Origin of the sequence: Mesorhizobium silamurunense (assembly GCF_014843825.1) — a bacterium.
GTDB lineage: Bacteria > Pseudomonadota > Alphaproteobacteria > Rhizobiales > Rhizobiaceae > Mesorhizobium > Mesorhizobium silamurunense.
In genome coordinates, this window is record NZ_JHQR01000005.1 from 1 (window position 1) to 24142 (window position 24142).

Genomic DNA, 24142 nt, shown 5'->3' on the forward strand with positions numbered 1-24142 from the left:
TGCGACGGGCGCCGCGCAGACCATCGCTCGCTGGTTCGGCGATCCGGTTCCGGCCGAGCTCATCGCGGCGGCCGGGAAGACGGCGGCGGCGTTGGGTGAGGTCGACCCCGAAGGCTATGCCCGCACCTATCGCCTGTTCGCCCGCGCCGACAGCGACCACGCAGACCGCCTGCAGGCCTTGGCCATGCCGGCCCTGTTCATGACCGGCTCGGAGGACAAGAACTCCTCGCCGGCAATGTCGGCCGCCATGGCCAGGCTCGCGCCGCATGGGCGCTGCACCGTGCTCCTAGGCCAGAGGCACATGATGGCGGTGGCGGCACCCGATCTCACCACACGCCACATCGTCGACTTTCTCAACGAAGGTGAAAGCCTGGAGCAAAGTGACGGAGCGGCCGCGGACGCCGGCTTCGACAGCGGCGAGTTCCGTCGCGCGCTGGGGTCCTTCCTCACCGGGGTGACGATCGTCACCACGATCGGACCGGAAGGCGAGCCGCGCGGCTTCACCGCCAACTCCTTCACCTCGGTGTCGCTCGATCCGCCTCTGGTGCTGGTCTGCATCGCCCACAAGGCGCTGGGCCATCCTGTTTTTACGACATCGAAGAGCTTCGCCATCAACATCTTGAACGAGAGCCAGAAGACCGCCTCCGGCATCTTCGCCTCGAAAGCGGCTGATAAGTTCGCCTCGGTCGAATGGCGCCCGGGACAGACCGGCAGCCCCGTTCTGGACGGCTCGGTCGCGTGCTTCGACTGCGACATGGAGCGGCTGGTCGAGGCGGGCGATCATTCGATCCTCATCGGTCGCGTTCGCGATTTCGAGCACAACTCGGCGCAGCCACTCGGCTATTGCCGCGGCGCCTACATCACGCCCGGCCTCAGCCAGGAGGCGCTGGCCGCCGCCCAGCCCGGCACCGATGTCGGCGCCATTCTCGAAAACGGCGGCCGTATCCTGTTCCTGGAAACGCCGGATGGCTTCCTCGAACTGCCGCGCGGCCGGGGACTGGGCTCGGCAAGCGACGGCAAGAGCCTCAACGGGCTTCTGGCCGCAAAGGCCATCGAAGCGCAGCTCGGCTTCCTTTACGCCGTCTGGGACGATGCTGGAAATCAATCGCGCACGCATGTCTACTATCGCGGCACGTTCGATGTGCCGGCCTCCAGCGATCGCGGCATCCGGCTGATCGACATCGACGCGATCGACGGCTTGAAGATCGCCGATCCGGCGATCCGCTCGATGCTCATCCGTTATGTGCGCGAATGCACCGAGGACGCGTTCGGCGTCTATGTCGGCAACGAGGTCGAGGGCGAGGTGAGGCCGCTCGCCAGGGCCGCCTTCAATACAGGTGACCAAGGATGAAGTTCTCTCTCTTCGTGCATATGGAACGCTCGGACCTCGCCAAGTCCCATTCGGAGCTGCTGGGCGAGCTCAGTGAGCTGGTCCTGTTGGCGGAAGAGGCGGGCTTCGAGACCGCCTGGATCGGCGAGCACCACGGGATGGAGTTCACCATCTCACCCAATCCCTTCATCAACATCGCCTATCTGGCGGCCAAGACCAGCCGCATCCGACTTGGCACCGGCACCGTGATCGCGCCCTTCTGGCACCCGATCAAGCTCGCCGGCGAAGCGGCGATGGCCGATGTCATCACCGGCGGCCGGCTCGACATCGGCATCGCGCGCGGCGCCTACAGCTACGAATACCAGCGCGTCTTTCCGGGGCTCGACGCCTGGGGCGCCGGCCAGCGCATGCGCGAGATCATCCCGGCGATCCGCGGCCTCTGGGACGGCGATTTCGAGTTCTCCGGCGAGTTCTGGCAGTTCCCTTCCACCACCTCCTCGCCAAAGCCCCTGCAGAAGCCCTACCCGCCGATCTGGGTGGCGGCGCGCGACCCGAACTCGCACGACTTCGCCGTCGCCAACGAGTGCAAGGTCCAGGTGACGCCGCTGGCCGCCGGCGACGACGAGGTGACAAGCCTGATGCAGCGCTTCAACGCCGCCTGCGCCGCCCATCCCGAGATCCCGCGCCCGGAGATCATGCTTTTGATGCACACATTCGTCGCCGAGGACGCGGCCGATGCCGACCGGCTGAGCCAGGACCTGTCGAGCTTCTACTGCCAGTTCGGCGCCTGGTTCCAGAACAAAAAGCCGGTGCGTCAGGGCATATTGGAGCCGCTGACCGCCGATGAGATTGCCGCCATGCCGCAATACGCGCCGGACAAGATGCGCCAGAACCTGGTGATCGGCGAGGCCGACGAGGTGATCGCGCGGCTGAAGGCCTATGAAGCGCTCGGCTACGACCAGTATTCGATCTGGATCGACAGCGGCCTTTCACATGAGCGCAAGAAGAAATCGCTGCAACTGTTCATCGACCGGGTGATGCCGGCCTTCCACTGATCGCGAGCCCATGACCGACGCTCTCTTCAGGAATTTCATCGACGGCCGCTTCGACGAGCCGTCCGCCAACTTCGACAGCGTCGATCCGTCGACCGGCGCGCCATGGGCGAAGATGCCGGCGGCGAGCGAAGCCGATGTCGACCGCGCCGTCGAGGCCGCGCATCGCGCGTTGCGCTCCGGCCCTTGGGCGTCGATGACGGCGACCGCGCGCGGCAAGCTGCTGGTGAAACTCGGCGACCTCGTCGCCGCCAATGCCGGGCGGCTGGCGGAACTCGAGACGCGCGACACCGGCAAGATCATCCGCGAGACCCGCGCCCAGATCGCCTATGTCGGCGACTACTACCGCTACTATGGCGGGCTCGCCGACAAGCATGAAGGCGCGCATGTGCCGATCGACAAGGCGGATCTCGACGTCACCATCCGCCGCGAGCCGATCGGCGTCGTTGCGGCGGTGGTGCCATGGAACTCGCAGCTCTTCCTCTCGGCGGTCAAGCTGGGCCCCGCGCTGGCGGCGGGCTGCACGGTGGTGCTCAAGGCCTCCGAGGATGGCCCGGCGCCGCTGCTCGCTTTCGCCGAGCTGGTTAGCGAAGCCGGCTTTCCAGCCGGCGCTGTCAACATCCTCACCGGCTTCGGCCAGGACTGCGGGCGGCGCCTGACCAGCCATCCGCTGGTCTCGCGCGTCGCTTTCACCGGCGGCCCGTCGACGGCGCGCGCCATCGTCAGGAACACGGCGGAGAACCTCGCCTACACAACGCTCGAGCTCGGCGGCAAGAGCCCCGTCGTCGTCTTCGCCGATGCCGATCTCGACAGCGCCGCCAATGCCGTCGTCGCCGGCATCTTCGCGGCGACGGGACAAAGCTGCGTCGCCGGCTCACGCCTGCTGATCGAACGCTCCGTGAGGCAAGAATTCCTCGGCCGGCTTAAGCGCAAGGCCGAAGCGATCCGCATCGGCGATCCGCAGGATCCGGCCACCGAGATGGGCCCTTTAGCCACCCAGCGACAGCGCGACCGGATCGAGACCATCGTCGCAGAAAGCCTCGCCGCGGGCGGCACGCTGGTCACCGGCGGCGCACGCCCCAAAGACAAGACGGACGGATTCTACTACGCGCCGACGATCATTGAGGCCCCGGATCAGGCCCTAGCCTGCGTGCGCGAGGAACTGTTCGGGCCGGTACTGAGTGTGCTTACCTTCGACACAGAGGCCGAGGCGTTGGCGCTCGCCAACGACACGCCGTTCGGCCTCGCCTCCGGCGTCTTCACCTCAAATCTCGGCAAGGCGCACCGCATGGCGCGCGACATCCATGCCGGCGTCGTCTGGGTCAACACCTACCGCGCGGTCTCGCCACTCGTGCCCTTCGGCGGCTACGGCCTGTCGGGGCTCGGACGCGAGGGCGGGCTCGATGCCATTGGCGACTACACGCGCTCGAAATCGGTCTGGATCAAGACCTCGGACGAGCCGATCCCCGATCCCTTCGTCATGCGCTGAGAACGGCATGACGAAGGTGCACTGACAAGAACAAGAAACGGAACAGAGAAATCAGAGGAGAATGACATGAAACTGATCTTAGCCGGCGTCCTCGCCGGGCTGCTGGCGGCAACCGCCGCCAAGGCCGACGAAATGGTGTTCACCAGCTGGGGCGGCACCACGCAGGAAGCGCAGATCAAGTCCTGGGCGGAGCCGTTCACGGCCTCGTCCGGCATCAAGGTGCTGCAGGACGGCCCGACCGACTACGGCAAGCTGAAGGCCATGGTCGACGCCAAGAACGTCACCTGGGATGTTGTCGACGTGGAGATGGATTTCGCCATCAAGGCCGCCAAGGACGGCCTGCTCGAGCCGATCGACTTCGCGGTCGTGCCCAAGGACGATCTCGACCCGCGCTTCAGCAACGAACACGCCGTCGGCAGCTTCTACTATTCCTTCGTGCTGGCCTGGAACAAGGGCGCTGTTTCGGGCGAGCCGACGAGCTGGGCCGACATGTTCGACACCAAGAAGTTTCCCGGCAAACGAACCTTCTACAAATGGTCGGCGCCGGGCGTGATCGAGATCGCGCTGCTCGCCGACGGCGTGCCGGCGGACAAACTCTATCCGCTCGATCTCGAGCGCGCTTTCAAGAAGCTCGACATGATCAAGTCGGACATCGTCTGGTGGGGTGGCGGCGCGGAGTCGCAACAGCTGATCGCCTCGGGCGAGGCCGCCTTCGGCCAGCTCTGGAACGGTCGCGTCTTCGCGCTGGAGAAGGACGGCGCCGATGTCGGCGTATCCTGGAACCAGAACCTCACCGCCGCCGACGTTCTCGTCGTGCCTAAAGGCGCCAAGAACAAGGACAGCGCCATGAAGTTCCTCGCCGCCGCGGCCAGCCCGGCCGGGCAGGCGAAATTCGCCGAGGCGAGCGGCTACGCGCCCGTCAACACCAAGGCCAAGGCCGAGATGCCCGCCGATGTCGTCAAGGGCCTGCCTGACGCCCATGTCGACGGCCAGATCAACCTCGACATGAACTACTGGGCCGAGCATCGCGACGAGATCGCCACGCGCTGGTACGCCTGGCAAACCAAGTAGCCCCGCGACAGGAGCAGGGCGCGGCAACGCGCCCCTGCTTGAAAGGGACGTCCCATGACGGCGAATGCTCTCAGACGCCAGTCTTTTGCCGGCCTGCCGGCCGGCAGCGGCGGCGCCTTGCCGGCGCTCACCCTGGTCGGCTTGTTCTTCATCGTGCCGGTGGTCGCCTTGCTGCTGCGCAGCGTCACCGATCCCGAGCCCGGCCTGCAGAACTACGCAGCGCTGTTCGGCAGCGGCACCTATGTGCGGGTGTTCTTCAACACTTTCCTGGTGGCCGCCGTCGTCACCGCCGTCACCATCCTCGTTGCGTTTCCGGTTGCCTGGATGCTGGCGATCATGCCGCCGGCGCTCGGCTCGATCGTCTTCGGCATCATCATCCTGTCGATGTGGACCAACCTTCTCACCCGCACCTATGCTTGGATGGTGCTCTTGCAGCGCACCGGGGTGATCAACCGGGCGCTGATGGGGCTCGGCGTCATTCACGAGCCGCTGCCGCTCATCAACAACCTCACCGGCGTCACCATCGGCATGGTCTACATCATGCTGCCATTCATGATCCTGCCGCTGGTCGGCTCGCTGCGCGCGATCGACCCGATGACGCTGCGCGCCGCCGCCCTTTGCGGCGCAAGTCCGCTCCAGGCCTTCCGCCGCATCCTGCTGCCGCTGTCGCTTCCCGGCATCGCCGCCGGCGGGCTGATGGTCTTCGTCATGTCGCTCGGCTATTTCGTCACGCCCGCGCTGCTCGGCGGCACATCGAACATGATGCTGGCGGAAATGATCGCCCAGACGGTGCAGTCGCTGCTCAACTGGGGGCTCGGAAGTGCTGCCGCCTTCGTGCTGCTTGCCGTCACCATGGCGCTCTACGCGATCCAGCTGCGCCTGGTCGGCGCCAAGCGCCTCGGCGGAGGGCTCTGAGATGCTGCTCGACTACGACCGGCTCGGATGGCTGCGCGCGGCGCTTGCCGGCTTCACCGCGCTGGTCGCCGCTTTCCTGTTGCTGCCGGTGGTCTTCATCGTCCTTTTGTCGTTCGGCTCGTCGCGGTGGCTGGCCTTTCCGCCGCCCGGCTGGACGCTGAAGTGGTATCAGGAATTGCTCGCCGACCCGGCCTGGATCGACGCCGCGCTGACCAGCGCCAAGATTGCCGCCATGGCCGCCATCCTTGCCGTGCTGATCGGCCTGCTCGCTTCGTTCAGCCTGGTCAGGGGCGAGTTTCGCGGGCGGCAATTGCTTCGGGGCCTGTTGCTGACGCCGATGGTGCTGCCGGTCGTGGTTTTCGCCATCGCCATCTATGCCTTCTTCCTGCGCATCGGGCTCGCCGGCACCACGACCGGCTTCGTCATCGCCCACACCATCCTGGCGCTGCCCTTCGCCATCATTCCGATCGCCACCGCGCTCGAAGGTTTTGACAAATCCATCGAGGACGCGGCGATCGTCTGCGGCGCCAGCCCGCTGCAGGCAAGGCTCAGGATCACCCTGCCCTCGATCCGCATCGGCATCTTCTCGGCAGCGATCTTTTCCTTCCTCGCCTCCTGGGACGAGGTGGTGGTGGCGATCTTCATGGCGAGCCCGACCCTGCAGACCTTGCCGGTGAAGATCTGGGGCAGCCTGCGCGCCGACTTGAGCCCGGTCGTCGCCGCCGCCTCCAGCCTGCTCGTCGGCCTGACGCTCGCCCTGATGATCGTGACCGCGCTCCTTCGCAGAAGACTGTCCAGATGACCCTTCCGTTCCTGTCCATACGCGCGGTGAGAAAGGCGTTCGGCGCTTTCGTCGCCGTCCATGACGTCACGATCGATGTGCCCAAGGGCGAATTCCTGACGTTTCTGGGGCCATCCGGCTCCGGCAAGTCGACGACGCTCTATGCGATCGCCGGTTTCCAGGACCCGACCTCGGGCGATGTGCTGCTGGAAGACAAGTCGCTGCTTTTGGTGCCCTCCCACAGGCGCAACATCGGCATGGTGTTCCAGCGCTACACGCTGTTTCCGCATCTCAGCGTCGCCGAGAACGTCGCCTTTCCGCTGCGGGTACGCCGCCGGCCGGATGCCGAGGTGAAGCGCAAGGTCGCCGACATGCTGGCACTGGTGCGCCTGGAAAAATTCGCCGACCGCTATCCGGGCGCGCTGTCCGGCGGCCAGCAACAGCGCGTCGCGCTTGCCCGCGCGCTTGCCTACGATCCGCCGATCCTTTTGATGGACGAGCCGCTGTCGGCGCTCGACAAGAAGCTGCGTCAGGAAATCCAGACTGAGATCCGCCGTATCCACCGCGAGACCGGCGTCACCATCCTCTATGTCACCCATGATCAGGAGGAGGCGCTGCACCTTTCCGACCGCATCGCCTTGTTCAAGGAGGGGCGCATCGAGCAGATCGGCACCGGCGAGGACCTTTATCTCAGGCCCGCGAGCGAGTTCGTCGCGGGCTTCATCGGCAATTCCAACTTCCTGCCGGCGGAGCATCTCGAAACCGAGAACGGCACGGCGAAGGTCCGGCTGGCCGATGGCTCGATCATCAAGGGGGTGAAAGCGACACACGCGCTCGGCCGCGGCCAGAAGGCCAGGCTGATGGTGCGGCCGGAAGCGTTCCGCCTGACGCCTGTTCCGGGGAACGCGTCGCTCGCCGTCGAGATCGTCGATACGGCCTTCTTCGGCGACCGCCGGCGCGTCGTGGCCCGCACCGGGTCGGGCGACGAGATCGATGTCAGGCCGACTTCGGATACGGCTGAACCGGGCGGCGCCGATGCCGCCTCGGGCCGGCAGATCTTCTTCGATCCCGCCACGGCATTCCTGTTTCCGGCCTGAAAATCCGGACTGGGTCGTCCAGCGACCTTGCCGTCATCCAGCGCCACCTGATCGCAACCGTGATCGCTTCGCGCCCATGTGCAGCGGGATTTCCTTCGTTCGAGCGGCTGCATGATCAGATCAGCAAAGCGCTTGCCTATTTGGTATGCTGGTATAATGTGTACCTGACATAGCGTCATCGTCAGCAGATGCGCTATGCTGAGGGCTGTCAAGCCGATCGTTCGTTGGGAGGAAGAAACCATGAGAGCTTCAATCGTTGCGGCGCTTGCCGGCGCCGCACTGGCAAGTGTTGCGGCATTGCCAGCAATGGCGTCTGCGGACGCGCCGGTCATCGCGCTGGCCAACGCCTATTACGGCAACACCTGGCGGCACCAGATGGTGGAGGCTTTCGCGGCCTCGGCCAAGGAAGCGAAGGCGGCCGGACAGATCGCCGACTACATCGTGATGAACGGCGACGGCTCGGTCGCGCAGCAGAACAGCCAGATCGCCGAGCTGATCCTGAAGAAGGTCGACGTGCTCGCCGTCGACGCTGCCTCGGAGACCGCGGTCAACGGCGTCATCGAGAAGGCCTGCAAGGCCGGCATCATCGTCATCTCCTTCGACTCGGTCGCTTCGGCGCCCTGCAACTACCAGCTCAATTTCGATTTCAAGGGCTACAAGGCCGCCCAGGCGGAAGCCGTGTTCAAGATGCTCGGCGGCAAGGGCAACGTCATCCAGGTGCGCGGCGTGAAGGGTTCGGCGCCCGACAATGACATGTTCAACGCACAGCAGTCCGTGCTGGCCAAGTATCCCGACATCAAGGTGGTCGCGACCGTCTACGGCCAGGCGACGGCCTCGGTGGCGCAGGCGGCGATCGCCAACGTGCTGCCCTCGCTGCCGCGTGTCGATGCGGTTCTGGGCCAGGGCGGCAGCGACGATGTCGGCATCGCGCAGGCCTTCGTCCAGTATGGCGGCGAGTACAAGGACAAGATGCCGGTCATCGAAGGCGGCGGCGGCACCGACTTCGTCAAATGGTGGGCCGACGAGAACGCCAAGAATGGCTACCAGACCGTGTCGATGAACACCACGCCGGGCATCGGCGGCGCCGCCTTCTGGCTCGGCCTGTCGCTGCTCAAGGGCGCCAAGGCGCCCAAGCTGATGATCATGCCGGTGGCCACGGTCGATGCCAGCAACCTGAAGGACTACGCGAAGCTGCCGGGCGGCCAGATCATCAGCCCGAGCTATTCGCTGGACTGGGTCAAGCAGAACCTGCTCAGTAAGTAACGCGACCCGCCACGGATCGGGCGTCGCCCATGGCCACGCCCGATCTTCGCCTGCGACGAACCGGAGGACGAATGTCCCATATCGCCGTTGCCGCGCAGGGCATCGCCACAGCCGCGGCGCCATCTTCTCCTGTCCGGCCAAGTGTCGTCTCGCTCAGCGGGATCACCAAGAGTTTTGGGCCGACACTCGCCAATGCGGGGATCGATCTCTCCGTCGGCGCCGGCGACGTGATCGGGCTGGTCGGCGGCAACGGCGCGGGGAAATCGACGCTGATGCGCATTCTGTGCGGCGCGATGTGGCCGACGCTCGGCTCGATTTCCTTTGCCGGCGAAGATGTGGCTTTCGCCGGCTACGACACCGGCGAAGTGCAGCGGCGCGGCATCCGCATGGTGCACCAGGAACTGTCGCTCTGCGCCAACCTGTCCGTCGCCGAGAACTTTTTCCTGGAAACCCCAAGCGATTCCGCAAGCCGGCCTGGCTGGCGCGCGCTCTACCGTGCCCGCGCCCGCGCGGCGCTGGACGCCGTCTTTCCCGGCAACGGCATCGACGCCGACGCCGAGGTCGGACACCTCACCATTGCCGAGCGGCAGATGGTGGAGATCGCGCGCGCCGCGGCGACGCCCGGCGTCAAGCTCATCGTGCTCGATGAGCCGACATCCTCGCTTGATCTCGACCGATCGAAGCAGCTGAGAGCCTTCATTCGCAAGCGGGCGAAAGCCGGGCTCGCCTTCATCTTCATCAGCCACAAGCTGCAGGAAATCATCGACATCGCCACCGAAGTCGTGGTGCTGCGCAACGGCCGCACCGCCTGGCAGGGCCATGCCGCGGACGCTTCGATCGGCAAACTGGTTCAGCTGATGGGCGGCGATGCCAATCCGGTCCACCAGCACGCCGTCGCGGCCGCATCCTCCCAGGATGTGCTGGTGCGGCTCTCCGGGCCGCTGACAGCCGGGCTCGGCCGCGACATCGACATCGTGCGCGGCGAGATCGTCGGGCTGGCGGGTCTCGAAGGCAGCGGGCAGAAGGAATTGCTGCACGCGATCTTCAACCCCGGCCGAAAGCAACACGCTGCCGTCACAAGGCATGCGGATGCCGGCTTCATCGCCGGCGACCGGCAGAAGGAAGGCGTGTTCCCGCTGTGGAGCGTGCTTTCCAACATCAGCATCGGCGCGCTCGCGCGCCGACCAACACTGGGGCTGGTTTCCGATCGCGCCAACCGCGACACGGCAACCGGCGCCGCCAGCAAGCTGCGGCTGGACGACCGGCGCTTCCAGTCCAACATCACCGAGCTCAGCGGCGGCAACCAGCAGAAGGCGTTGGTGGCGCGAGCGCTGGTCGCCGACACGCCCGTCATCCTGCTCGACGATCCGACGCGCGGCGTCGACATCGCCACCAAGCAGGATTTCTACCGGCTCTGCAACGAGGTCGCGCGCGGCGGCCGCGCGCTGGTCTGGCACACGACCGAGGATGCGGAACTGCTTGCCTGCGACCGCGTGCTGGTCTTTTCCGGCGGCCGGATCGTCAAGGAGCTGGCAGGCGAGGCGATTACCGAGCAGGCGATCGTCGGCGCCTCCTTCGCGCAATCGACGGATAGCCAGGCGAGCACCGAACGGAACCAGACCGCCATGGTGGGGCTCGGCCGCCGGCTGGTCAATGCCGCGCCGTTCATCGGGCTTGCCGCCGTGCTCGCCATCATGATCGCGATCAACCCGGCAGTCGCCTCGACTTTCGGGCTCGACCTGCTTTTGATGCCGGCGCTCTCGCTAGTGCTGGTGACGGCAGCACAGATGTTCATCGTCGGCGGCAGCGAGATCGATCTCGGCGTCGGCGCCTTCACAGGCCTCGTCAGCGTGCTCAGCGCCACGCTGCTCTACGACCAGCCCTGGCTCGGCGCGCTGGCGTTGGTGACCGCTCTCGCCGCCTATGCGGGGCTTGGCGGCGTCATCCAGGCGCGCAAGATCCCGGCGATCGTCGTCACGCTCGGCGCATCCTTCATCTGGGTCGGCATAGGCTATGCGCTGCAGCCGACACCGGGCGGCTCCAGTCCGGACTGGCTGTCGACGCTTTTCAACTGGTCGCTCGGCTTCGTGCCCACCTCGATCATCCTGATCGCGGCGGTGGCGCTGATCGTGCTCGTCATCGACCGGCTGCCGCTCGGCGTGGTGCTGCGCGGCTTCGGCAACAACCCGGCTGCGATGATCCGCTCGGGATGGTCACCGACGCGCTACGCGCTGGTGCGCTATCTCATCGCCGGACTGTTTGCCGCTGCCGCCGGCCTGTCGCTGACGGCCATCAACACGGCGAGCGACATCAATTCCGGTAATTCCTATACCTTGCTCAGCGTTGCCGCCGTGGTGATGGGCGGCTGCTCGCTGCTCGGCGGCATCATCTCGCCGGTCGGCGCCGTCGCCGGCGCGGTGACGCTGTCCTTGATCGGGGCGCTGCTCGGCACGCTCAGCGTCAGCAGCGATTACAACGCCGCCACGCAAGGGCTGATCCTGATCGCGCTGCTCACGCTGCGCAGCCTGACCGCCGATCGCAGGAGCGAGCCATGAACGCACTCGCCGGCTTCGGCATCTGGGCGCAACGCAACCGCTGGATCTGGTCGGCGATCGGCGTGGTGCTTTTGTGGCTGGTGCTTTCCGTCGTCACCAACCGCTTCAGCCTGTCCAGCCTGTCCGGCGTCATTCTGTCGGCGTCCTTCCTGACGGTTGTCGGCATCGGCCAGATGTTCGTGGTGACGACCGGGCGCGGCAACATCGACCTGTCGGTCGCCTCGGTGATCACGCTCAGCGCCTTCGTCGCGCTGCTCACTGTCAAGGGCCAGGATGCGAACCTTGCCATCGGCGTGCCCGCCGCCATCCTGCTTGGCCTTGCCGTCGGGGCGCTCAATTCGCTGCTCGTCGTCGGCCTGGGCATTCCGGCGATCATCGCGACATTGGCGACCGGCTATGTGCTGGCGACCGCGACGCTCCTGTCGAACAGAGCGATACCCGGCTTCGCCGTCAGCTCGGCGCTGAAGGACCTGGCGACGGGGCGCGTTTCCGGCGTGCCAATCATGGCCGTCATCGCCATCGTCGGCGTGGTGGCGACGTCCTTCGTGCTGCGCTACACCGTGTTCGGGCAATTGCTGTCGGCGGTCGGCCAGAACCGAGCCGCGGCGCGGCTCGCCGGCATCCGCAACGGCCCGATCATCGCGGCGGCCTTCATCATCTCCTCGGTGCTGGCATCGCTCGACGGGCTTCTGCTCGGCGCCTATATCGGCGGAGCCTTCCTCGAGATGGGCCAACCCTATCTGTTGCAGTCGATCGCCGCCGTGGTGCTTGGCGGAACGCTGATCTTCGGCGGCTCGGCGACGGCCTTAGGCACGCTCTTCGCCAGCATCCTGCTCATCCTCATCGTCACCACCATGCAGATCATCGGCCTGCCGCCGGGCGCGCAGGACATCGTCCAGGGCATCGTCGTCATCTTCGTGCTGGCACTGGCCGGACGCCAGGCATTGGCGCGGCGTGCGTCGGTCGACCTCGCGGACGGCGGCAAGGACCCGACGGCGAAAACGGAAGTGAACGCGGCGACGGCTCAGCCGGAATGACGGACAGACCACAGACGATTCCTCTTGCCAAATCATGGTAGAGTGATCATACCAGTATATAAGATGACGATTGGCGTGGATCGTCGTCTGAACATCAGGAGTAGGTTAGATGACAACGATTGCGCTGTTCGGTGCCGGCGGCAAAATGGGCTACCGCCTGTCGACCAATTTTCGCGGTTCCCCCTACACCATCCGCCATGTCGAGATCAGCGAAGCGGGCAAGGAGCGGCTGAAGAGCGGGCTCGGCATCGACACGATCGGCGTCGACGAAGCGCTCAAGGGCGCCGAAGTGGTGATCCTGGCGGTTCCCGACACGCATATCGGCAAGGTCGCGGCCAGCATCGAAAGCAAGCTGGCGCCGGGAACGATGGTGATCGTGCTCGACGCGGCAGCGCCCTTTGCCGGCCATCTGCCCAAGCGCCCCGACCTCACCTACTTCGTCACGCATCCCTGCCATCCGCCGATCTTCAACGACGAGACCGACATGGCCGCCAAGAAGGACTTCTTTGGCGGCGTCAAGGCCAAGCAGCATTTCGTCAGCGCCCTGATGCAGGGCCCGGAGGCGGACTACGCCAAGGGCGAGGAGATCGCCAGGATCATCTGGGCGCCGGTGATGCGATCGCATCGTGTGACCGTCGAGCAGATGGCGCTGCTCGAGCCCGGGCTCTCCGAGACGGTCTGCGCTTCGCTGCTTGTCGTCATGAAGGAAGCGCTCGACGAGGTCGTGGCGCGGGGCGTCGACCGTCAGGCGGCGCTCGACTTCCTGCTCGGCCACATGAACGTGCTCGGCGCCGTCATCTTCGGCGAAACCAAGGGCGTGTTCTCGGACGCCTGCAACAAGGCCATCGAATTCGGCAAGCCGGTGCTGATGCGCGACGACTGGAAACGGGTCTTCGAGCCGGAGGAGATCGCAGCCAGCATCCAGCGCATCACCTGAGACGGCCGCTTGTCAGGTACACATCACCTGAATTAGTGATTGACTCATCATACCAGTTGGCTTTAGCTGTTCGAGCTCGGATCGCTGGGACGAGCGGAGGAAATGGCGGGGACCGGCAGCGAGGCTCGGATGAAAGCCGGCAAAAGCTTTCAGATCCGAGCGGCGCAGCCTCCACCGCCTGAGGAATTCAGACAAATGGCCCCGGCCGTCCGGGGCAGGTTTTTTCAACGGGAGGACTTCATGAAACTTACTCGCAGAATGACGCTTGCGGCTTTCGCCGGCGTGCTCGCACTCGGCACCGCGATGCCCGCTTATGCGGCGGACCTGATCGCCATCATCACGCCCTCGCACGACAATCCGTTCTTCAAGGCGGAAGCCGTGGGCGCCGAGGCCAAGGCAAAGGAGCTCGGCTACGACACGCTGGTGCTGGTGCATGACGACGACGCCAACAAGCAGTCGGAACTGATCGACACCGCGATCGGCCGCGGCGCCAAGGCGATCATCCTCGACAACGCCGGCGCCGACGCCACCGTCGCCGCCGTGCAGAAGGCCAAGGACGCCGGCGTCTCCTCGTTCCTGATCGACCGCGAGATCAACGCCACCGGCGTTGCCGTGGCGCAGATCGTCTCCAACAACTACCAGGGCGCCCAGCTCGGCGCGCAGGAATTCGTCAAGCTGATGGGCGAGAAGGGCAATTATGTCGAGCTGGTCGGCAAGGAGTCCGACACCAATGCCGGCATCCGCTCCAAGGGCTATCACGACGTCATCGACGACTATCCGGACCTGAAGATGGTCGCGCAGCAGTCGGCCAACTGGAGCCAGACCGAAGCCTATTCCAAGATGGAATCGATCCTGCAGGCCAACCCCGACATCAAGGGCGTGATCTCGGGCAACGATACGATGGCGATGGGCGCCTACGCGGCGCTGGCCGCCGCCGGACGCAAGGACGTCATCGTCGTCGGCTTCGACGGCTCGAACGACGTGCGCGACTCCATCACCTCGAGCGGCATCAAGGCGACGGTGCTGCAGCCGGCCTATGCTCAGGCGCAGACGGCCGTCGAGCAGGCCAACGAGTACGTCAAGAACAAGAAGTCGCCCGAGAAGGAAAAGCAGCTCATGGACTGCGTCCTCATCAACGGCGACAATGCTCCCAAGCTGGAGACCTTCGCGCTCAAGAACTGAGCCGGCGCGATGCAATCTGCGAGGGGCGAACGCTCGTTCGTCCCTCGCCTCCATTTCACTACCCGGGTGCTTTTTGACCGCCATGCCGAACAAGTTGACCTGGCTGACCCTTGGGCTGACCCTTGCCGCGCTCGCAGGCCTCAGCCTCGGCGCCTGCAAGATCCTGCCGACGCCCTCGGCGCAGGGAGGCGACAGCGCCAACAGCTCGGCCTTCAATCCGGACAAGATGGTCGAGGAGATCTGGGCCTCGAAGGTCATCCCCTATCTGCAGCAGAAGGCCGGGCCGTTCGCCGAGGTCCATGCGCTGGCGAAAACCGATCCCGCCGCTGCCGGCGCAAAGTACGGCAATCCGAAAAAGCAGGCGAATTCGCCGTGGACCTTCGCCGTGCGCGTCGAAGGCAAGATCGTCGCCGCCAACACGCAGTCGCGCGCGGCAACCATCGATGTCGACGTCGATGGCGACGGCAAGGCGAATGCGCGGGTGCAGATCGGACCGGCCATGCGCGGAACCGCGCTGCGCGACAGCCTGGACTTCGTCCAGTTCAACGACTTCACCAACCAGATCGACTTCGCCCAGTTCGGCAAGGCCTTCAACGCCTATGCCGACAAGTCGGTGTTGTCCAAGCTGCCGCGCGACGGGCTTGAGGGCCGCACCGCCAAGGTGCTCGGCGCCTACACGATCGAGGGTGGCCAGGACCTGCCGCTGGTGACGCCGGCGGAGGCCGAGATCGGGCCGAAGCCATGAGTTCCTCGCCCGGTCACGACGTTATCCTGAAGCTGGAAGACATCTCCAAGGTCTATGCCGGCACCGTGGCGGTCAAGCACGCGAATTTCGAGGTGCGCAAGGGCGCGGTCAACGTGCTGGTCGGCGAGAACGGCGCCGGCAAGTCGACGCTGATGAAGATCATCGCCGGCGTCGAGCAGCCGACCGCGGGCCGTATCCTGCTCGACGGCAACGAGGTTTCGTTCTCGTCGTCCGGAGACGCCGTCAGCCGCGGCATCGGCATGGTGTTCCAGGAGCTGAACCTGTTCGGCAATCTCTCGGTCGCCGAGAACATCTTCGCCACGCGCGAGCTGACCAACGCCTTCCGCAAGATCGACCACAGGGAGCAGGAGCGGCGCGCCGCCGGATTCCTCGAACAGCTGGAAGCCGGCATCCGGCCCGACATGCTGGTCGAGGACCTGCGCATCGGCCAGCAGCAGCTGGTCGAGATCGCCAAGGCGGTCTCGCTCGACGCTCGCATCCTGATCATGGACGAGCCGACCTCTGCGCTGAGCGCGGCGGAAGTCGAGATCCTGTTCAAGGTGATCGCCGACCTCAAGGCGCGCGGCGTCGCGATCGTCTATATCTCGCACCGGCTGGAAGAGCTGATCCGCATCGGCGACTACATCACCGTGCTGCGCGACGGCCGCATCACCGGCCAGGAGGAGATGAAGAACGTCGACACGCAGTGGATCGTGCGGCAGATGATCGGCTCCGACGCCAAGGATTTCGCCAAGGCCGACGGCCATCGACCCGGCGCGGAGGTGTTCCGCACCGAGGAAATCTGCCTGCCGCGCGTCACCGGCGGACTTGCGGTCGATCACGTCTCGCTCTCCTTGCGCGCCGGCGAGATCCTCGGCATCTACGGATTGATGGGCGCCGGGCGCAGCGAGCTGTTCGACTGCATCATGGGCCGCCACGGCCAGGCGAGCGGCAGGATCTTCATCGACGGAAGACAGGTGAAGGAGCGCGACACGGCGCGGCGCATCCAGCGCGGCCTGGCGCTGATCCCAGAAGACAGGCAGCGCGAGGGACTGGTGTCGATCCTGTCCGTCGCCAGCAACCTGACGATGGCCAGCCTGTCGCGCTTCGTCAGCCTGTTCCACATCCGTGGCGGCGCCGAGCGGCAGGCCGTCACGCAGATGGTGCGCGAGCTTTCGATCAAGGTCGCCGACCCGGCGCAGGAGGTGTCGTCGCTGTCGGGCGGCAACCAGCAGAAGGTGGTGATCGGCAAGGCGCTGCTCACGGGGCCGAAAGTGCTTTTGATGGACGAACCCAGCCGCGGCATCGATGTCGGCGCCAAGGCCGACGTCTTCCGCACCATGCGCAAGCTATCGCGCGATGGGCTGGGCATCCTCTTCGCCACCTCCGACCTCGACGAGGTGATGGCGCTGTCCGACCGGATCGCGGTGATGAGCAACGGAAAACTGACGGGCATGTTCGAACGAGCCGAGGCGACGGAAGCAGCGATCGTCGCCGCTTCGGCGCTTGGCCATGGACCCGTGCATGGAGAGCAACGCCGATGACCGACATTCCAGCCAAGGCTGCCGCGCCATCGGCATCCGGCGGCTCCGTGCTGCTGACGCTGATGAAGCTGAGGACCTTCATCGCGCTGATCGCCGTGCTGGTGTTCTTCTCGATCGCGGCGCCGAATTTCCTCTCGGCCGCCAATCTGATCCTGATGGCGAAGCACGTCGCGCTCAATGCCTTCCTCGCCATGGGCATGACCTTCGTCATCATAACCGGCGGCATCGACCTGTCGGTCGGCTCGATCGTCGGTCTGTGCGGCATGGTCGCCGGCTATCTCGTGCTCAACGGCATCGACCTGCAGATCGGCTACACCGTCTATTTCAACGTCGTCGAGATCGCCCTGATCACGCTTGGCATCGGCATACTGATCGGCGCCGTCAACGGCTTGCTGATCACCAGGTTGAACGTCGCGCCTTTCATCGCCACGCTCGGCACGCTCTATGTCGCGCGAGGGCTGGCACTTTTGTCGTCGGACGGACGCACCTTCCCCAACCTCGCCGGCAAGCCGGAGCTCGGCACCACCGGCTTCGGCTATCTCGGCGCCGGCAAGCTGCTCGGCCTGCCGGTCTCGATCTGGATCCTCGTCGTGGTGGCGCTGGGCGCTGCCTATCTCGCCAGGTACACGCCGCTCGGCCGTCACATCTTCGCCGTCGGCGGCAACGAGCGCGCGGCACGGATCTCGGGTGTCCGGGTCAACATGGTGAAGATGTTCGTCTACATGTTTTCCGGCTTCTGCGCGGCGATCGTCGGTCTCATCATCTCGTCCGAGCTGATGGCTTCGCATCCGGCGACGGGCGAGAGCTTCGAGCTCAACGCCATTGCGGCAGCGGTGCTTGGCGGCACTTCGATGTCGGGCGGACGCGGCACGATCGGCGGCACCATCGTCGGCGCCTTCGTCATCGGCATCCTCTCCGACGGGCTGGTGATGATGGGGGTCAGCTCGTTCTGGCAGATGGTGATCAAGGGCCTCGTCATCATCGTCGCGGTCGTGGTCGACCAGGCGCAGCGCAGACTGCAGAGCCGCGTGACGCTGTTGCAGATGGCGAAGGCAGGCTGAGCATGGCGGAATTGCGTGGAGCGCTGATCGGCTGCGGCTTCTTCGCCATCAACCAGATGCACGCCTGGCGCGACATCGACGGCGTCTCGATAGTCGCCATCTGCGACCGCGACCCCGAGCGCCTCAGGATCGTCGGCGATCAATTCGGCATCGAGCGGCGCCACGGCGATGCCGGGGTGCTGTTTGCCAGCGAGACGCTCGACTTCGTCGACATCGCGACCACTGTCGGCAGCCATCGGCCGCTGGTCGAACTCGCGGCGCGGCATCGCGTGCCAACGATCTGCCAAAAACCGTTCGCGCCGACGCTTGCCGACGCCAAGGCTATGGTGAAGGCCTGCGCCGACGCCGGCGTGCCGCTGATGGTGCACGAGAATTTCCGCTGGCAGTCGCCGATCCAGGCGGTGCGCGCCGTGCTCGACAGCGGCGAGATCGGCAGGCCGTTCTTCGGCCGCATCTCGTTCCGCTCCGCCTATGACGTGTTTTCCGGCCAGCCTTACCTGGCGACGGGCAAGCGCTTCATCATCGAGGATCTCGGCATCCATATCCTCGACATCGCCCGCTTCCTGCTCGGCGACGTTTCGAACCTCACCGCACGCACCGCGCGCGTCAACCCCAGCATCGCCGGCGAGGACGTGGCAACGATGCTCATGGACCATGAAGGCGGCGCAACCTCCGTGGTCGATTGCAGCTATGCGACAAAGCTTGCCACCGAGCCGTTCCCCGAGACGCTGATCGAGCTCGACGGCAGCGACGGCACGATCCGACTGGCGCAGGGCTACCAACTCACCGTCACCGGCAAGAGCGGAACCACGGTGAGCGACGTGTCGCCGCCGCTGCTTTCCTGGGCGTCACGGCCATGGCACAACATCCAGGAAAGCGTCGCGGCGATCCAGAAGCATTGGGTGGACTGCCTGATGACGGCCAAGGAACCGGCGACATCCGGCGCCGACAATCTGAAGACTTTCGCGCTGGTCGAGGCTGCCTATGCCGGTGCCGCCGGCCGGCAACCGGTGCGGATCGACGACCTGCTCAAATGACCATGGATCCCCTCCTCCTCTACGGCACGCGCGCGGTCGACGCCGAACCGGTCCGGCTCAGCGCCGGCCCGCTCAGCGCCGATTTCGTCAACGGCAATCTGCGCACCATCCGGCACGGCGGCATCGAGGTGCTGCGCGCCATCGCCTACATCGTGCGCGATCGCGACTGGGGCACCTACGAGCCGGCGCTGGAGGATCTGGTCATCGAACAGAGCGATGACAATTTCTCGGTGCGCTACTCGGCAAGCTGCGAGGGGCCGGGCGGAAGCCGGCTCGGCTTTGGCGCCAGGATCAAAGGCCGCGCCGACGGCCGTCTCAGCTTCGATGTGAGCGCGTTGCCCGACAGCGATTTCGAGACCAACCGCTGCGGCTTCTGCATCCTGCATCCGATCGCCGGCCTCGCTGGCAGCCCGGTCAAGGTCGAGCACACGAACGGCAGCGTGGTGGACACGCAACTGCCGCTGCTGATCGACCCCTGGCAACCCTTCAAGGATATACGCGCCATCACTCATCAGGTGCGGCCCGGCGTCAGTGCCGAATGCCGGATGGAAGGCGACACGTTCGAGATGGAAGACCAGCGCAACTGGTCCGACGCCTCCTACAAGACCTATGTGCGGCCGCTCGCTCTGCCATGGCCCTATGTGCTGCCGGCCGGCCAGCCGATGCGCCAGACCGTCAGCCTGCGCATCACCAGCGACGCGAAGGCTGCTACCGCGACGACGGACAGCGAACCTGTCCAGGCCGAACTTGGCGAGGCCGGGGCGAAGCTGCCCGATGTTGGCGTGGTCATTTATCCGGAAGATGTCGAGTCAGCGCTTGGCAACCTTTCGCTGCTGTCGAAGCTTGGCCCGCGGCAGCTTCTCCTCCACTACGATCCGACACGCGGCCACGGCCTTGATGCCTTGCGCGCCCATGCCGAACTCGCCGCCGCATTCCCCGCCAAGACGACCCTCGAATGCGTGGTCGCCTGCGCCGGTGATCTCGACGTCGAACTGTCCGGCGTCGCGGAGATGGTGCGCAGGGCAGGTTTGCGGCTCGATGCCATCGCGATCTCGCCTTCGGTCGACCGGCAGTCGACGCCGCCCGGCAGCGTCTGGCCGGCCTGCCCGCCGCTCGAGGACGTCTATGCCGCGGCCCGCCGCGCCTTCCCCGGCATCCGGCTCGGCGGCGGCATGTTCAGCTATTTCACAGAGCTCAACCGCAAGCGCGTTCCGGCCGGCGCGCTCGATTTCATCACCCATTGCACCTGCCCGATCGTGCATGCGGCCGACGATCTCAGCGTCATGCAATCGCTGGAGGCGCTGCCTTTCATCACCCAGTCGACACGGGCGATCTACGGCGCGAAGCCTTATCGCATCGGCCCCTCGACCATCGCCATGCGACAGAACCCCTATGGCGGCGCGACCAAGGAGAATCTTCGCGGCCAGCGCATCGCCATGGCGAATCGCGATCCGCGCCATGCCGGACTGTTCGCTGCCGCCTGGACAGTCGGCTATGCCGCGCGCGTGGCGCCGGCCGGGCTGGAGATGCTGACGCTTTCCGGCTTCACAGGGTCGTTCGGCGTGCTGGCGGCCGCCGGCGAACCCGCCGAGGAAGGAACGCCGCGGCCGATCTTCCACGCCGTGCAAGGTCTCGCCGCGTTGGCCGGCCATACGCATATCGCTGTGCGCGTCAGCGACGATCGCGTGGCTGCGCTGGCGGGCCGCTCGCCGGCGGGCGCCGTCACAGCCTGGCTGGCAAACATCACCTCGGACGACGTGCCTGTCGATGCCTTGGCGCTGGTTCGCGAAACGGCAGGCCAGGTTACAATTTGGGAGGGGGCGGGTGTGCGCAGGCTCGGCCTCAGCGCAGCTTCGGGCCGCCTGACGATGCCGGCCTATGCCATAGCCAGGATCGGCTGAGCGAAGCTACTTCCCGGAGTTCATCACATAGAGGGCGCGCGAGCGTTCCAGGTGCTTGATCATCGCCTTCTCGGCGCCTTCGGCGTCCTTCCTCTCGATGCAGCCGATGATCTCCTCGTGCTCGGTCAGCGTGAACTTTTCCTTGCCGGTCCAGATCAGCATCTCGGTGTGATATTCCTTCAGCCAGCCGAGCATCGCTTCGCTGACCGCAACATAGATCGGATTGCCTGAAATCGCCGCTATCTGGGTATGGAACCGCATGTCGGCGGAGATGAACGCCTCGGCATCGCCGCGCGCGGCGCGCTGCTCGGCGACGGTTGCCTTGAGCCGCTGCACGTCCTCAGGCGTCGCCTTCTCGGCCGCTTCCTTGACCATGCCGCGCTCGAAGAAGATGCGCGCGCTCTTCAGGTGCTCAAGTGTGTCCTTCGACGAAGACAGGATGATCTTGGCCGCGCCGTCAACCTGTTTGATGATCGATTTGGCAGTGAGCTGCAGCACCTTGGCGCGCTCGCCATGCGAGATGGCGACGAGACCCATGTTGCTCAGCGCCTGCATCGCTTCACGGATCGCCGGTCGGCCGACCTCGAAGCGCTCCATCAGCTCGCGCTCGGACGGCATGTCGTCGCCCGGCTGCAATTCGCCGCTGGTGATCAAGCGCTTCAGCCTGACGAAGACTTCGTCGGAAAGCTTGCGCCGGACGATCGGTTCCGAACGGTTCATCGCCGCGAATCACTCCCTTGACCGAGTCCCAATCTAGCACCGCGGCCGCAATTTCCGGAATGCCCGTCGCCCCTGCCGCATGACGCCCCGCCGGGCAGGATATTGCTTGCAATGCTTATGTACTCATTATACCAGATTTCGAGCGCAGGGAATTCTTTTCCTGCCTTTCGACTGAGTACGGCCGGCCATGATCACCCTCACCTATCGCATCGAGACCTCGGGAAGCATCGAGGCGCTGGCGGCCAAGATCGCCAGCGACCAGTCGACCGGCACCTTCGTCGCATTGCCTGGGGAAACCGAGGAGCTGAAGGCAAGGGTGGCGGCTGGCGTGCTGGCGATCCGGCATTTGCCGGACGCAGCGCAACCTTCGATGCCCGAGGCCGGCGGCGGTCCCTTCAGGCGCGCCGATGTCGACATCGCCTTTCCGTTCGACGCGATCGGCACCGATCTCGCGGCGCTGATGACGATTGCGATCGGCGGTACCTATTCGATCAGGGGGCTGTCCGGCATCCGCGTCGTCGACATGAAGCTGCCGGAGGAATTCAGGGGCGCCCATCCCGGCCCGCAATTCGGTGTCGCTGGCAGCCGCAGGCTGACCGGTGTCGAGGGCCGCCCGATCATTGGCACCATCGTCAAGCCGGCGCTGGGTTTGAGGCCGCATGAGACAGCCGAGATGGTGGGCGAGCTGATCGAGGCCGGCGTCGACTTCATCAAGGACGACGAGAAGCTGATGAGCCCGGCCTATTCGCCGCTGTCGGAGCGGGTGAAGGCGATCATGCCGCTGATCCACGATCATGAGCAGAAGACCGGCAAGAAGGTGATGTACGCCTTCGGCATCTCGCACGCCGATCCCGACCAGATGATGCGCAACCACGATCTGGTGCTTGAAGCCGGCGGCAATTGCGCGGTGGTGAACATCAACTCCGTCGGCTTCGGCGGCATGGTATATCTCAGGAAGCGCTCCGGGTTGGTGCTGCACGCGCATCGCAACGGCTGGGACATCCTCACCCGCCATCCGGGCCTCGGCATGGATTTCAAGGTCTGGCAGCAGTTCTGGCGGCTGCTCGGCGTCGACCAGTTCCAGATCAACGGCATCGCCTCGAAATACTGGGAGCCGGACGACTCCTTCATCCGCTCCTTCGAGGCGGTGACGACGCCGCTGTTTTCGCCTGATGATTGCGCCCTGCCTGTGGCTGGCTCCGGCCAATGGGGCGGACAGGCGCCCGAGACCTATGAGCGCACGGGACGCACAGTCGATCTCCTCTATCTCTGCGGCGGCGGCATCGTCAGCCATCCCGACGGGCCGGGCGCCGGCGTGCGCGCCGTGCAGCAGGCTTGGCAGGCAGCGGTCGAGGGTGTCCCGCTCAACGACTACGCCAGGAGCCATGTCGAGCTGGCACGCTCGATCGAGAAATTCGCCGACGGCAAGGCGGTCTGAACATGCAGAACCTGCTCCTCAGCTATTATGGCGACGACCTCACCGGCTCGACCGACGTCATGGAAGCGCTAGAGCTTGGCGGCGTGCCGACCGTGCTTTTCATGCGCAAGCCGGATGCCGGACTGATGGCGCGCTTCGCGCATTGCCGTGCCGTGGGGCTCGCCGGGACCAGCCGCAGCGAAACGCCGCAATGGATGGACACGCATCTGAAGGACGCTTTCATCTGGCTGAAGACGCTTGAAGCCGAGATCTGCCACTACAAGGTCTGCTCGACCTTCGATTCCAGCCCGACGATCGGCAGCATCGGCCGAGCGATCGAAATCGGCTGCACGGTATTCGCGCAGGACTGCGTGCCGCTGGTGGTCGGCGCGCCGCAGCTCAAGCGCTACACCGCATTCGGCCATCTCTTCGCGGCCTATCGCGACAGATACTACCGCATCGACCGCCACCCGGTGATGAGCCGCCACCCGGCAACGCCGATGGATGAATCGGACCTCCTGGTGCATCTGTCGCGCCAGACGAACCTGGCCTCGGGACTGCTCGACCTGGCGACGCTGCGCTCGCCGGGCCGGGTTGTTGTCTTCGACAGGCTGGCCGCCGGCGTGGCGATCCTGCTTATCGATGTCGACAGCCCCGAAAGCCAGGCGCTGGCCGGCAAGGAAATATGGCGCACCCGAACACCAGGCGGACACTTCGTCGTCGGTTCCTCCGGCATCGAATACGCGCTGCTTTCCGAGTGGGCTGGTGACAGGGCTCCGGGCAGCGGGGGCAGCTTCTCGCCCCCGGGTGCAGCCGACCGCATCGCGGTGGTGTCGGGCAGTTGCTCGCCGACGACGGAGCGGCAGATCCGCCATGCGATGAACGACGGGTTCGACGGCGTCGAGGTCGATCCGGTCGAGCTGGTCTCGGAGCGTTCCGACAAGGCGATCGCGCGCGCTGCGGCGGCCGGCAAGGCCAGCCTCGAGGCCGGGCGCAGCGTGATCCTCT

General features: G+C 65.6%; 20 protein-coding genes. 19 read left to right on the plus strand and 1 reads right to left on the minus strand.

The features are described 5' to 3' along the window. The 17 genes from DH10_RS00485 to apnL all read left to right on the plus strand — a co-directional run. A partial coding sequence (locus DH10_RS00485) for a flavin reductase (protein ID WP_192384035.1) occupies nucleotides 1-1351 on the plus strand: 1351 nt, incomplete at its 5' end. After that, the gene (locus tag DH10_RS00490; RefSeq protein ID WP_192255580.1) at nucleotides 1348-2385 is read left to right on the plus strand and encodes an LLM class flavin-dependent oxidoreductase; all 1038 of its coding nucleotides are present in this window, start codon (nucleotides 1348-1350) and stop codon (nucleotides 2383-2385) included. The genes DH10_RS00485 and DH10_RS00490, both read left to right, overlap by 4 nt. Nucleotides 2386-2395: 10 nt before the next feature. Then, nucleotides 2396-3871, plus strand: a complete 1476-nt coding sequence (locus DH10_RS00495; RefSeq protein WP_192255582.1) for an aldehyde dehydrogenase — start codon at nucleotides 2396-2398, stop codon at nucleotides 3869-3871. Between the two features lie 66 nt (nucleotides 3872-3937). After that, nucleotides 3938-4942 carry an ABC transporter substrate-binding protein gene (locus DH10_RS00500; RefSeq protein ID WP_192255584.1) on the plus strand — a complete coding sequence of 335 codons (1005 nt, stop codon included), beginning with the start codon at nucleotides 3938-3940 and terminating at the stop codon, nucleotides 4940-4942. Between the two features lie 54 nt (nucleotides 4943-4996). Continuing rightward, nucleotides 4997-5857 (plus strand): ABC transporter permease, encoded by an 861-nt coding sequence (locus DH10_RS00505; RefSeq protein ID WP_192384036.1) that lies wholly within the window; start codon nucleotides 4997-4999, stop codon nucleotides 5855-5857. A gap of 1 nt (nucleotide 5858) precedes the next feature. Beyond that, nucleotides 5859-6659, plus strand: coding sequence for an ABC transporter permease (locus tag DH10_RS00510; protein WP_192255588.1), 801 nt, complete (start codon nucleotides 5859-5861; stop codon nucleotides 6657-6659). Further along, the gene (locus DH10_RS00515; protein WP_192255590.1) at nucleotides 6656-7735 is read left to right on the plus strand and encodes an ABC transporter ATP-binding protein; all 1080 of its coding nucleotides are present in this window, start codon (nucleotides 6656-6658) and stop codon (nucleotides 7733-7735) included. The genes DH10_RS00510 and DH10_RS00515 overlap by 4 nt, the downstream gene beginning before the upstream one ends. 240 nt (nucleotides 7736-7975) lie before the next feature. Then, on the plus strand, nucleotides 7976-8998 hold the full coding sequence (locus DH10_RS00520; protein WP_192255591.1) for an ABC transporter substrate-binding protein: 1023 nt from the start codon (nucleotides 7976-7978) through the stop codon (nucleotides 8996-8998). A gap of 71 nt (nucleotides 8999-9069) precedes the next feature. After that, nucleotides 9070-11553 (plus strand): ATP-binding cassette domain-containing protein, encoded by a 2484-nt coding sequence (locus tag DH10_RS00525; RefSeq protein ID WP_192384037.1) that lies wholly within the window; start codon nucleotides 9070-9072, stop codon nucleotides 11551-11553. Beyond that, nucleotides 11550-12590, plus strand: a complete 1041-nt coding sequence (locus DH10_RS00530; protein ID WP_192255595.1) for an ABC transporter permease — start codon at nucleotides 11550-11552, stop codon at nucleotides 12588-12590. Before DH10_RS00525 ends, DH10_RS00530 begins: the two co-directional genes overlap by 4 nt. 109 nt (nucleotides 12591-12699) lie before the next feature. After that, nucleotides 12700-13527: a phosphogluconate dehydrogenase C-terminal domain-containing protein gene (locus tag DH10_RS00535; RefSeq protein ID WP_192255597.1), complete on the plus strand. Its 828-nt coding sequence runs from the start codon at nucleotides 12700-12702 to the stop codon at nucleotides 13525-13527. A gap of 240 nt (nucleotides 13528-13767) precedes the next feature. Continuing rightward, nucleotides 13768-14709, plus strand: coding sequence for a D-ribose ABC transporter substrate-binding protein (locus DH10_RS00540; RefSeq protein ID WP_192255599.1), 942 nt, complete (start codon nucleotides 13768-13770; stop codon nucleotides 14707-14709). A gap of 82 nt (nucleotides 14710-14791) precedes the next feature. Beyond that, nucleotides 14792-15454, plus strand: coding sequence for a DUF2291 family protein (locus tag DH10_RS00545; protein WP_192255601.1), 663 nt, complete (start codon nucleotides 14792-14794; stop codon nucleotides 15452-15454). After that, nucleotides 15451-16998, plus strand: a complete 1548-nt coding sequence (locus DH10_RS00550; RefSeq protein ID WP_192255603.1) for a sugar ABC transporter ATP-binding protein — start codon at nucleotides 15451-15453, stop codon at nucleotides 16996-16998. The genes DH10_RS00545 and DH10_RS00550 overlap by 4 nt, the downstream gene beginning before the upstream one ends. Then, nucleotides 16995-18059 (plus strand): ABC transporter permease, encoded by a 1065-nt coding sequence (locus DH10_RS00555; RefSeq protein WP_192255605.1) that lies wholly within the window; start codon nucleotides 16995-16997, stop codon nucleotides 18057-18059. The genes DH10_RS00550 and DH10_RS00555 overlap by 4 nt, the downstream gene beginning before the upstream one ends. Before the next feature lie 2 nt (nucleotides 18060-18061). Then, nucleotides 18062-19096 carry a Gfo/Idh/MocA family protein gene (locus DH10_RS00560; protein WP_192255607.1) on the plus strand — a complete coding sequence of 345 codons (1035 nt, stop codon included), beginning with the start codon at nucleotides 18062-18064 and terminating at the stop codon, nucleotides 19094-19096. After that, the gene (apnL, locus tag DH10_RS00565; protein WP_192384038.1) at nucleotides 19093-20997 is read left to right on the plus strand and encodes a D-apionate lactonase; all 1905 of its coding nucleotides are present in this window, start codon (nucleotides 19093-19095) and stop codon (nucleotides 20995-20997) included. Before DH10_RS00560 ends, apnL begins: the two co-directional genes overlap by 4 nt. A gap of 6 nt (nucleotides 20998-21003) precedes the next feature. Here the strand turns inward: apnL and DH10_RS00570 are convergent, their stop codons facing one another. Beyond that, nucleotides 21004-21717, minus strand: a complete 714-nt coding sequence (locus DH10_RS00570) for a transcriptional regulator NanR (RefSeq protein WP_192255611.1) — start codon at nucleotides 21715-21717, stop codon at nucleotides 21004-21006. A gap of 187 nt (nucleotides 21718-21904) precedes the next feature. Here DH10_RS00570 and oiaX point away from each other — a divergent pair, with 187 nt between their 5' ends. Together oiaX and DH10_RS00580 are read left to right on the plus strand one after the other, a co-directional pair. Continuing rightward, on the plus strand, nucleotides 21905-23155 hold the full coding sequence (gene oiaX / locus DH10_RS00575) for a 3-oxo-isoapionate-4-phosphate decarboxylase OiaX (protein WP_192255613.1): 1251 nt from the start codon (nucleotides 21905-21907) through the stop codon (nucleotides 23153-23155). Nucleotides 23156-23157: 2 nt separating this feature from the next. Then, a partial coding sequence (locus tag DH10_RS00580; protein ID WP_192384039.1) for a four-carbon acid sugar kinase family protein occupies nucleotides 23158-24142 on the plus strand: 985 nt, incomplete at its 3' end.

Bases quoted from the DNA above. Each gene is read 5' to 3' on its own strand.
- DH10_RS00555 (WP_192255605.1), top strand. From the start codon at position 16,995: ATGACCGACATTCCAGCCAAGGCTGCCGCGCCATCGGCATCCGGCGGC.
- DH10_RS00540 (WP_192255599.1), top strand. From the start codon at position 13,768: ATGAAACTTACTCGCAGAATGACGCTTGCGGCTTTCGCCGGCGTGCTC.
- DH10_RS00535 (WP_192255597.1), top strand. From the start codon at position 12,700: ATGACAACGATTGCGCTGTTCGGTGCCGGCGGCAAAATGGGCTACCGC.
- DH10_RS00530 (WP_192255595.1), top strand. From the start codon at position 11,550: ATGAACGCACTCGCCGGCTTCGGCATCTGGGCGCAACGCAACCGCTGG.
- DH10_RS00510 (WP_192255588.1), top strand. From the start codon at position 5,859: ATGCTGCTCGACTACGACCGGCTCGGATGGCTGCGCGCGGCGCTTGCC.
- DH10_RS00570 (WP_192255611.1), bottom strand. From the start codon at position 21,717: ATGAACCGTTCGGAACCGATCGTCCGGCGCAAGCTTTCCGACGAAGTC.
- DH10_RS00490 (WP_192255580.1), top strand. From the start codon at position 1,348: ATGAAGTTCTCTCTCTTCGTGCATATGGAACGCTCGGACCTCGCCAAG.
- DH10_RS00495 (WP_192255582.1), top strand. From the start codon at position 2,396: ATGACCGACGCTCTCTTCAGGAATTTCATCGACGGCCGCTTCGACGAG.
- DH10_RS00560 (WP_192255607.1), top strand. From the start codon at position 18,062: ATGGCGGAATTGCGTGGAGCGCTGATCGGCTGCGGCTTCTTCGCCATC.
- oiaX (WP_192255613.1), top strand. From the start codon at position 21,905: ATGATCACCCTCACCTATCGCATCGAGACCTCGGGAAGCATCGAGGCG.
- DH10_RS00550 (WP_192255603.1), top strand. From the start codon at position 15,451: ATGAGTTCCTCGCCCGGTCACGACGTTATCCTGAAGCTGGAAGACATC.
- DH10_RS00520 (WP_192255591.1), top strand. From the start codon at position 7,976: ATGAGAGCTTCAATCGTTGCGGCGCTTGCCGGCGCCGCACTGGCAAGT.
- DH10_RS00515 (WP_192255590.1), top strand. From the start codon at position 6,656: ATGACCCTTCCGTTCCTGTCCATACGCGCGGTGAGAAAGGCGTTCGGC.
- DH10_RS00545 (WP_192255601.1), top strand. From the start codon at position 14,792: ATGCCGAACAAGTTGACCTGGCTGACCCTTGGGCTGACCCTTGCCGCG.
- DH10_RS00505 (WP_192384036.1), top strand. From the start codon at position 4,997: ATGACGGCGAATGCTCTCAGACGCCAGTCTTTTGCCGGCCTGCCGGCC.
- DH10_RS00525 (WP_192384037.1), top strand. From the start codon at position 9,070: ATGTCCCATATCGCCGTTGCCGCGCAGGGCATCGCCACAGCCGCGGCG.
- apnL (WP_192384038.1), top strand. From the start codon at position 19,093: ATGACCATGGATCCCCTCCTCCTCTACGGCACGCGCGCGGTCGACGCC.
- DH10_RS00500 (WP_192255584.1), top strand. From the start codon at position 3,938: ATGAAACTGATCTTAGCCGGCGTCCTCGCCGGGCTGCTGGCGGCAACC.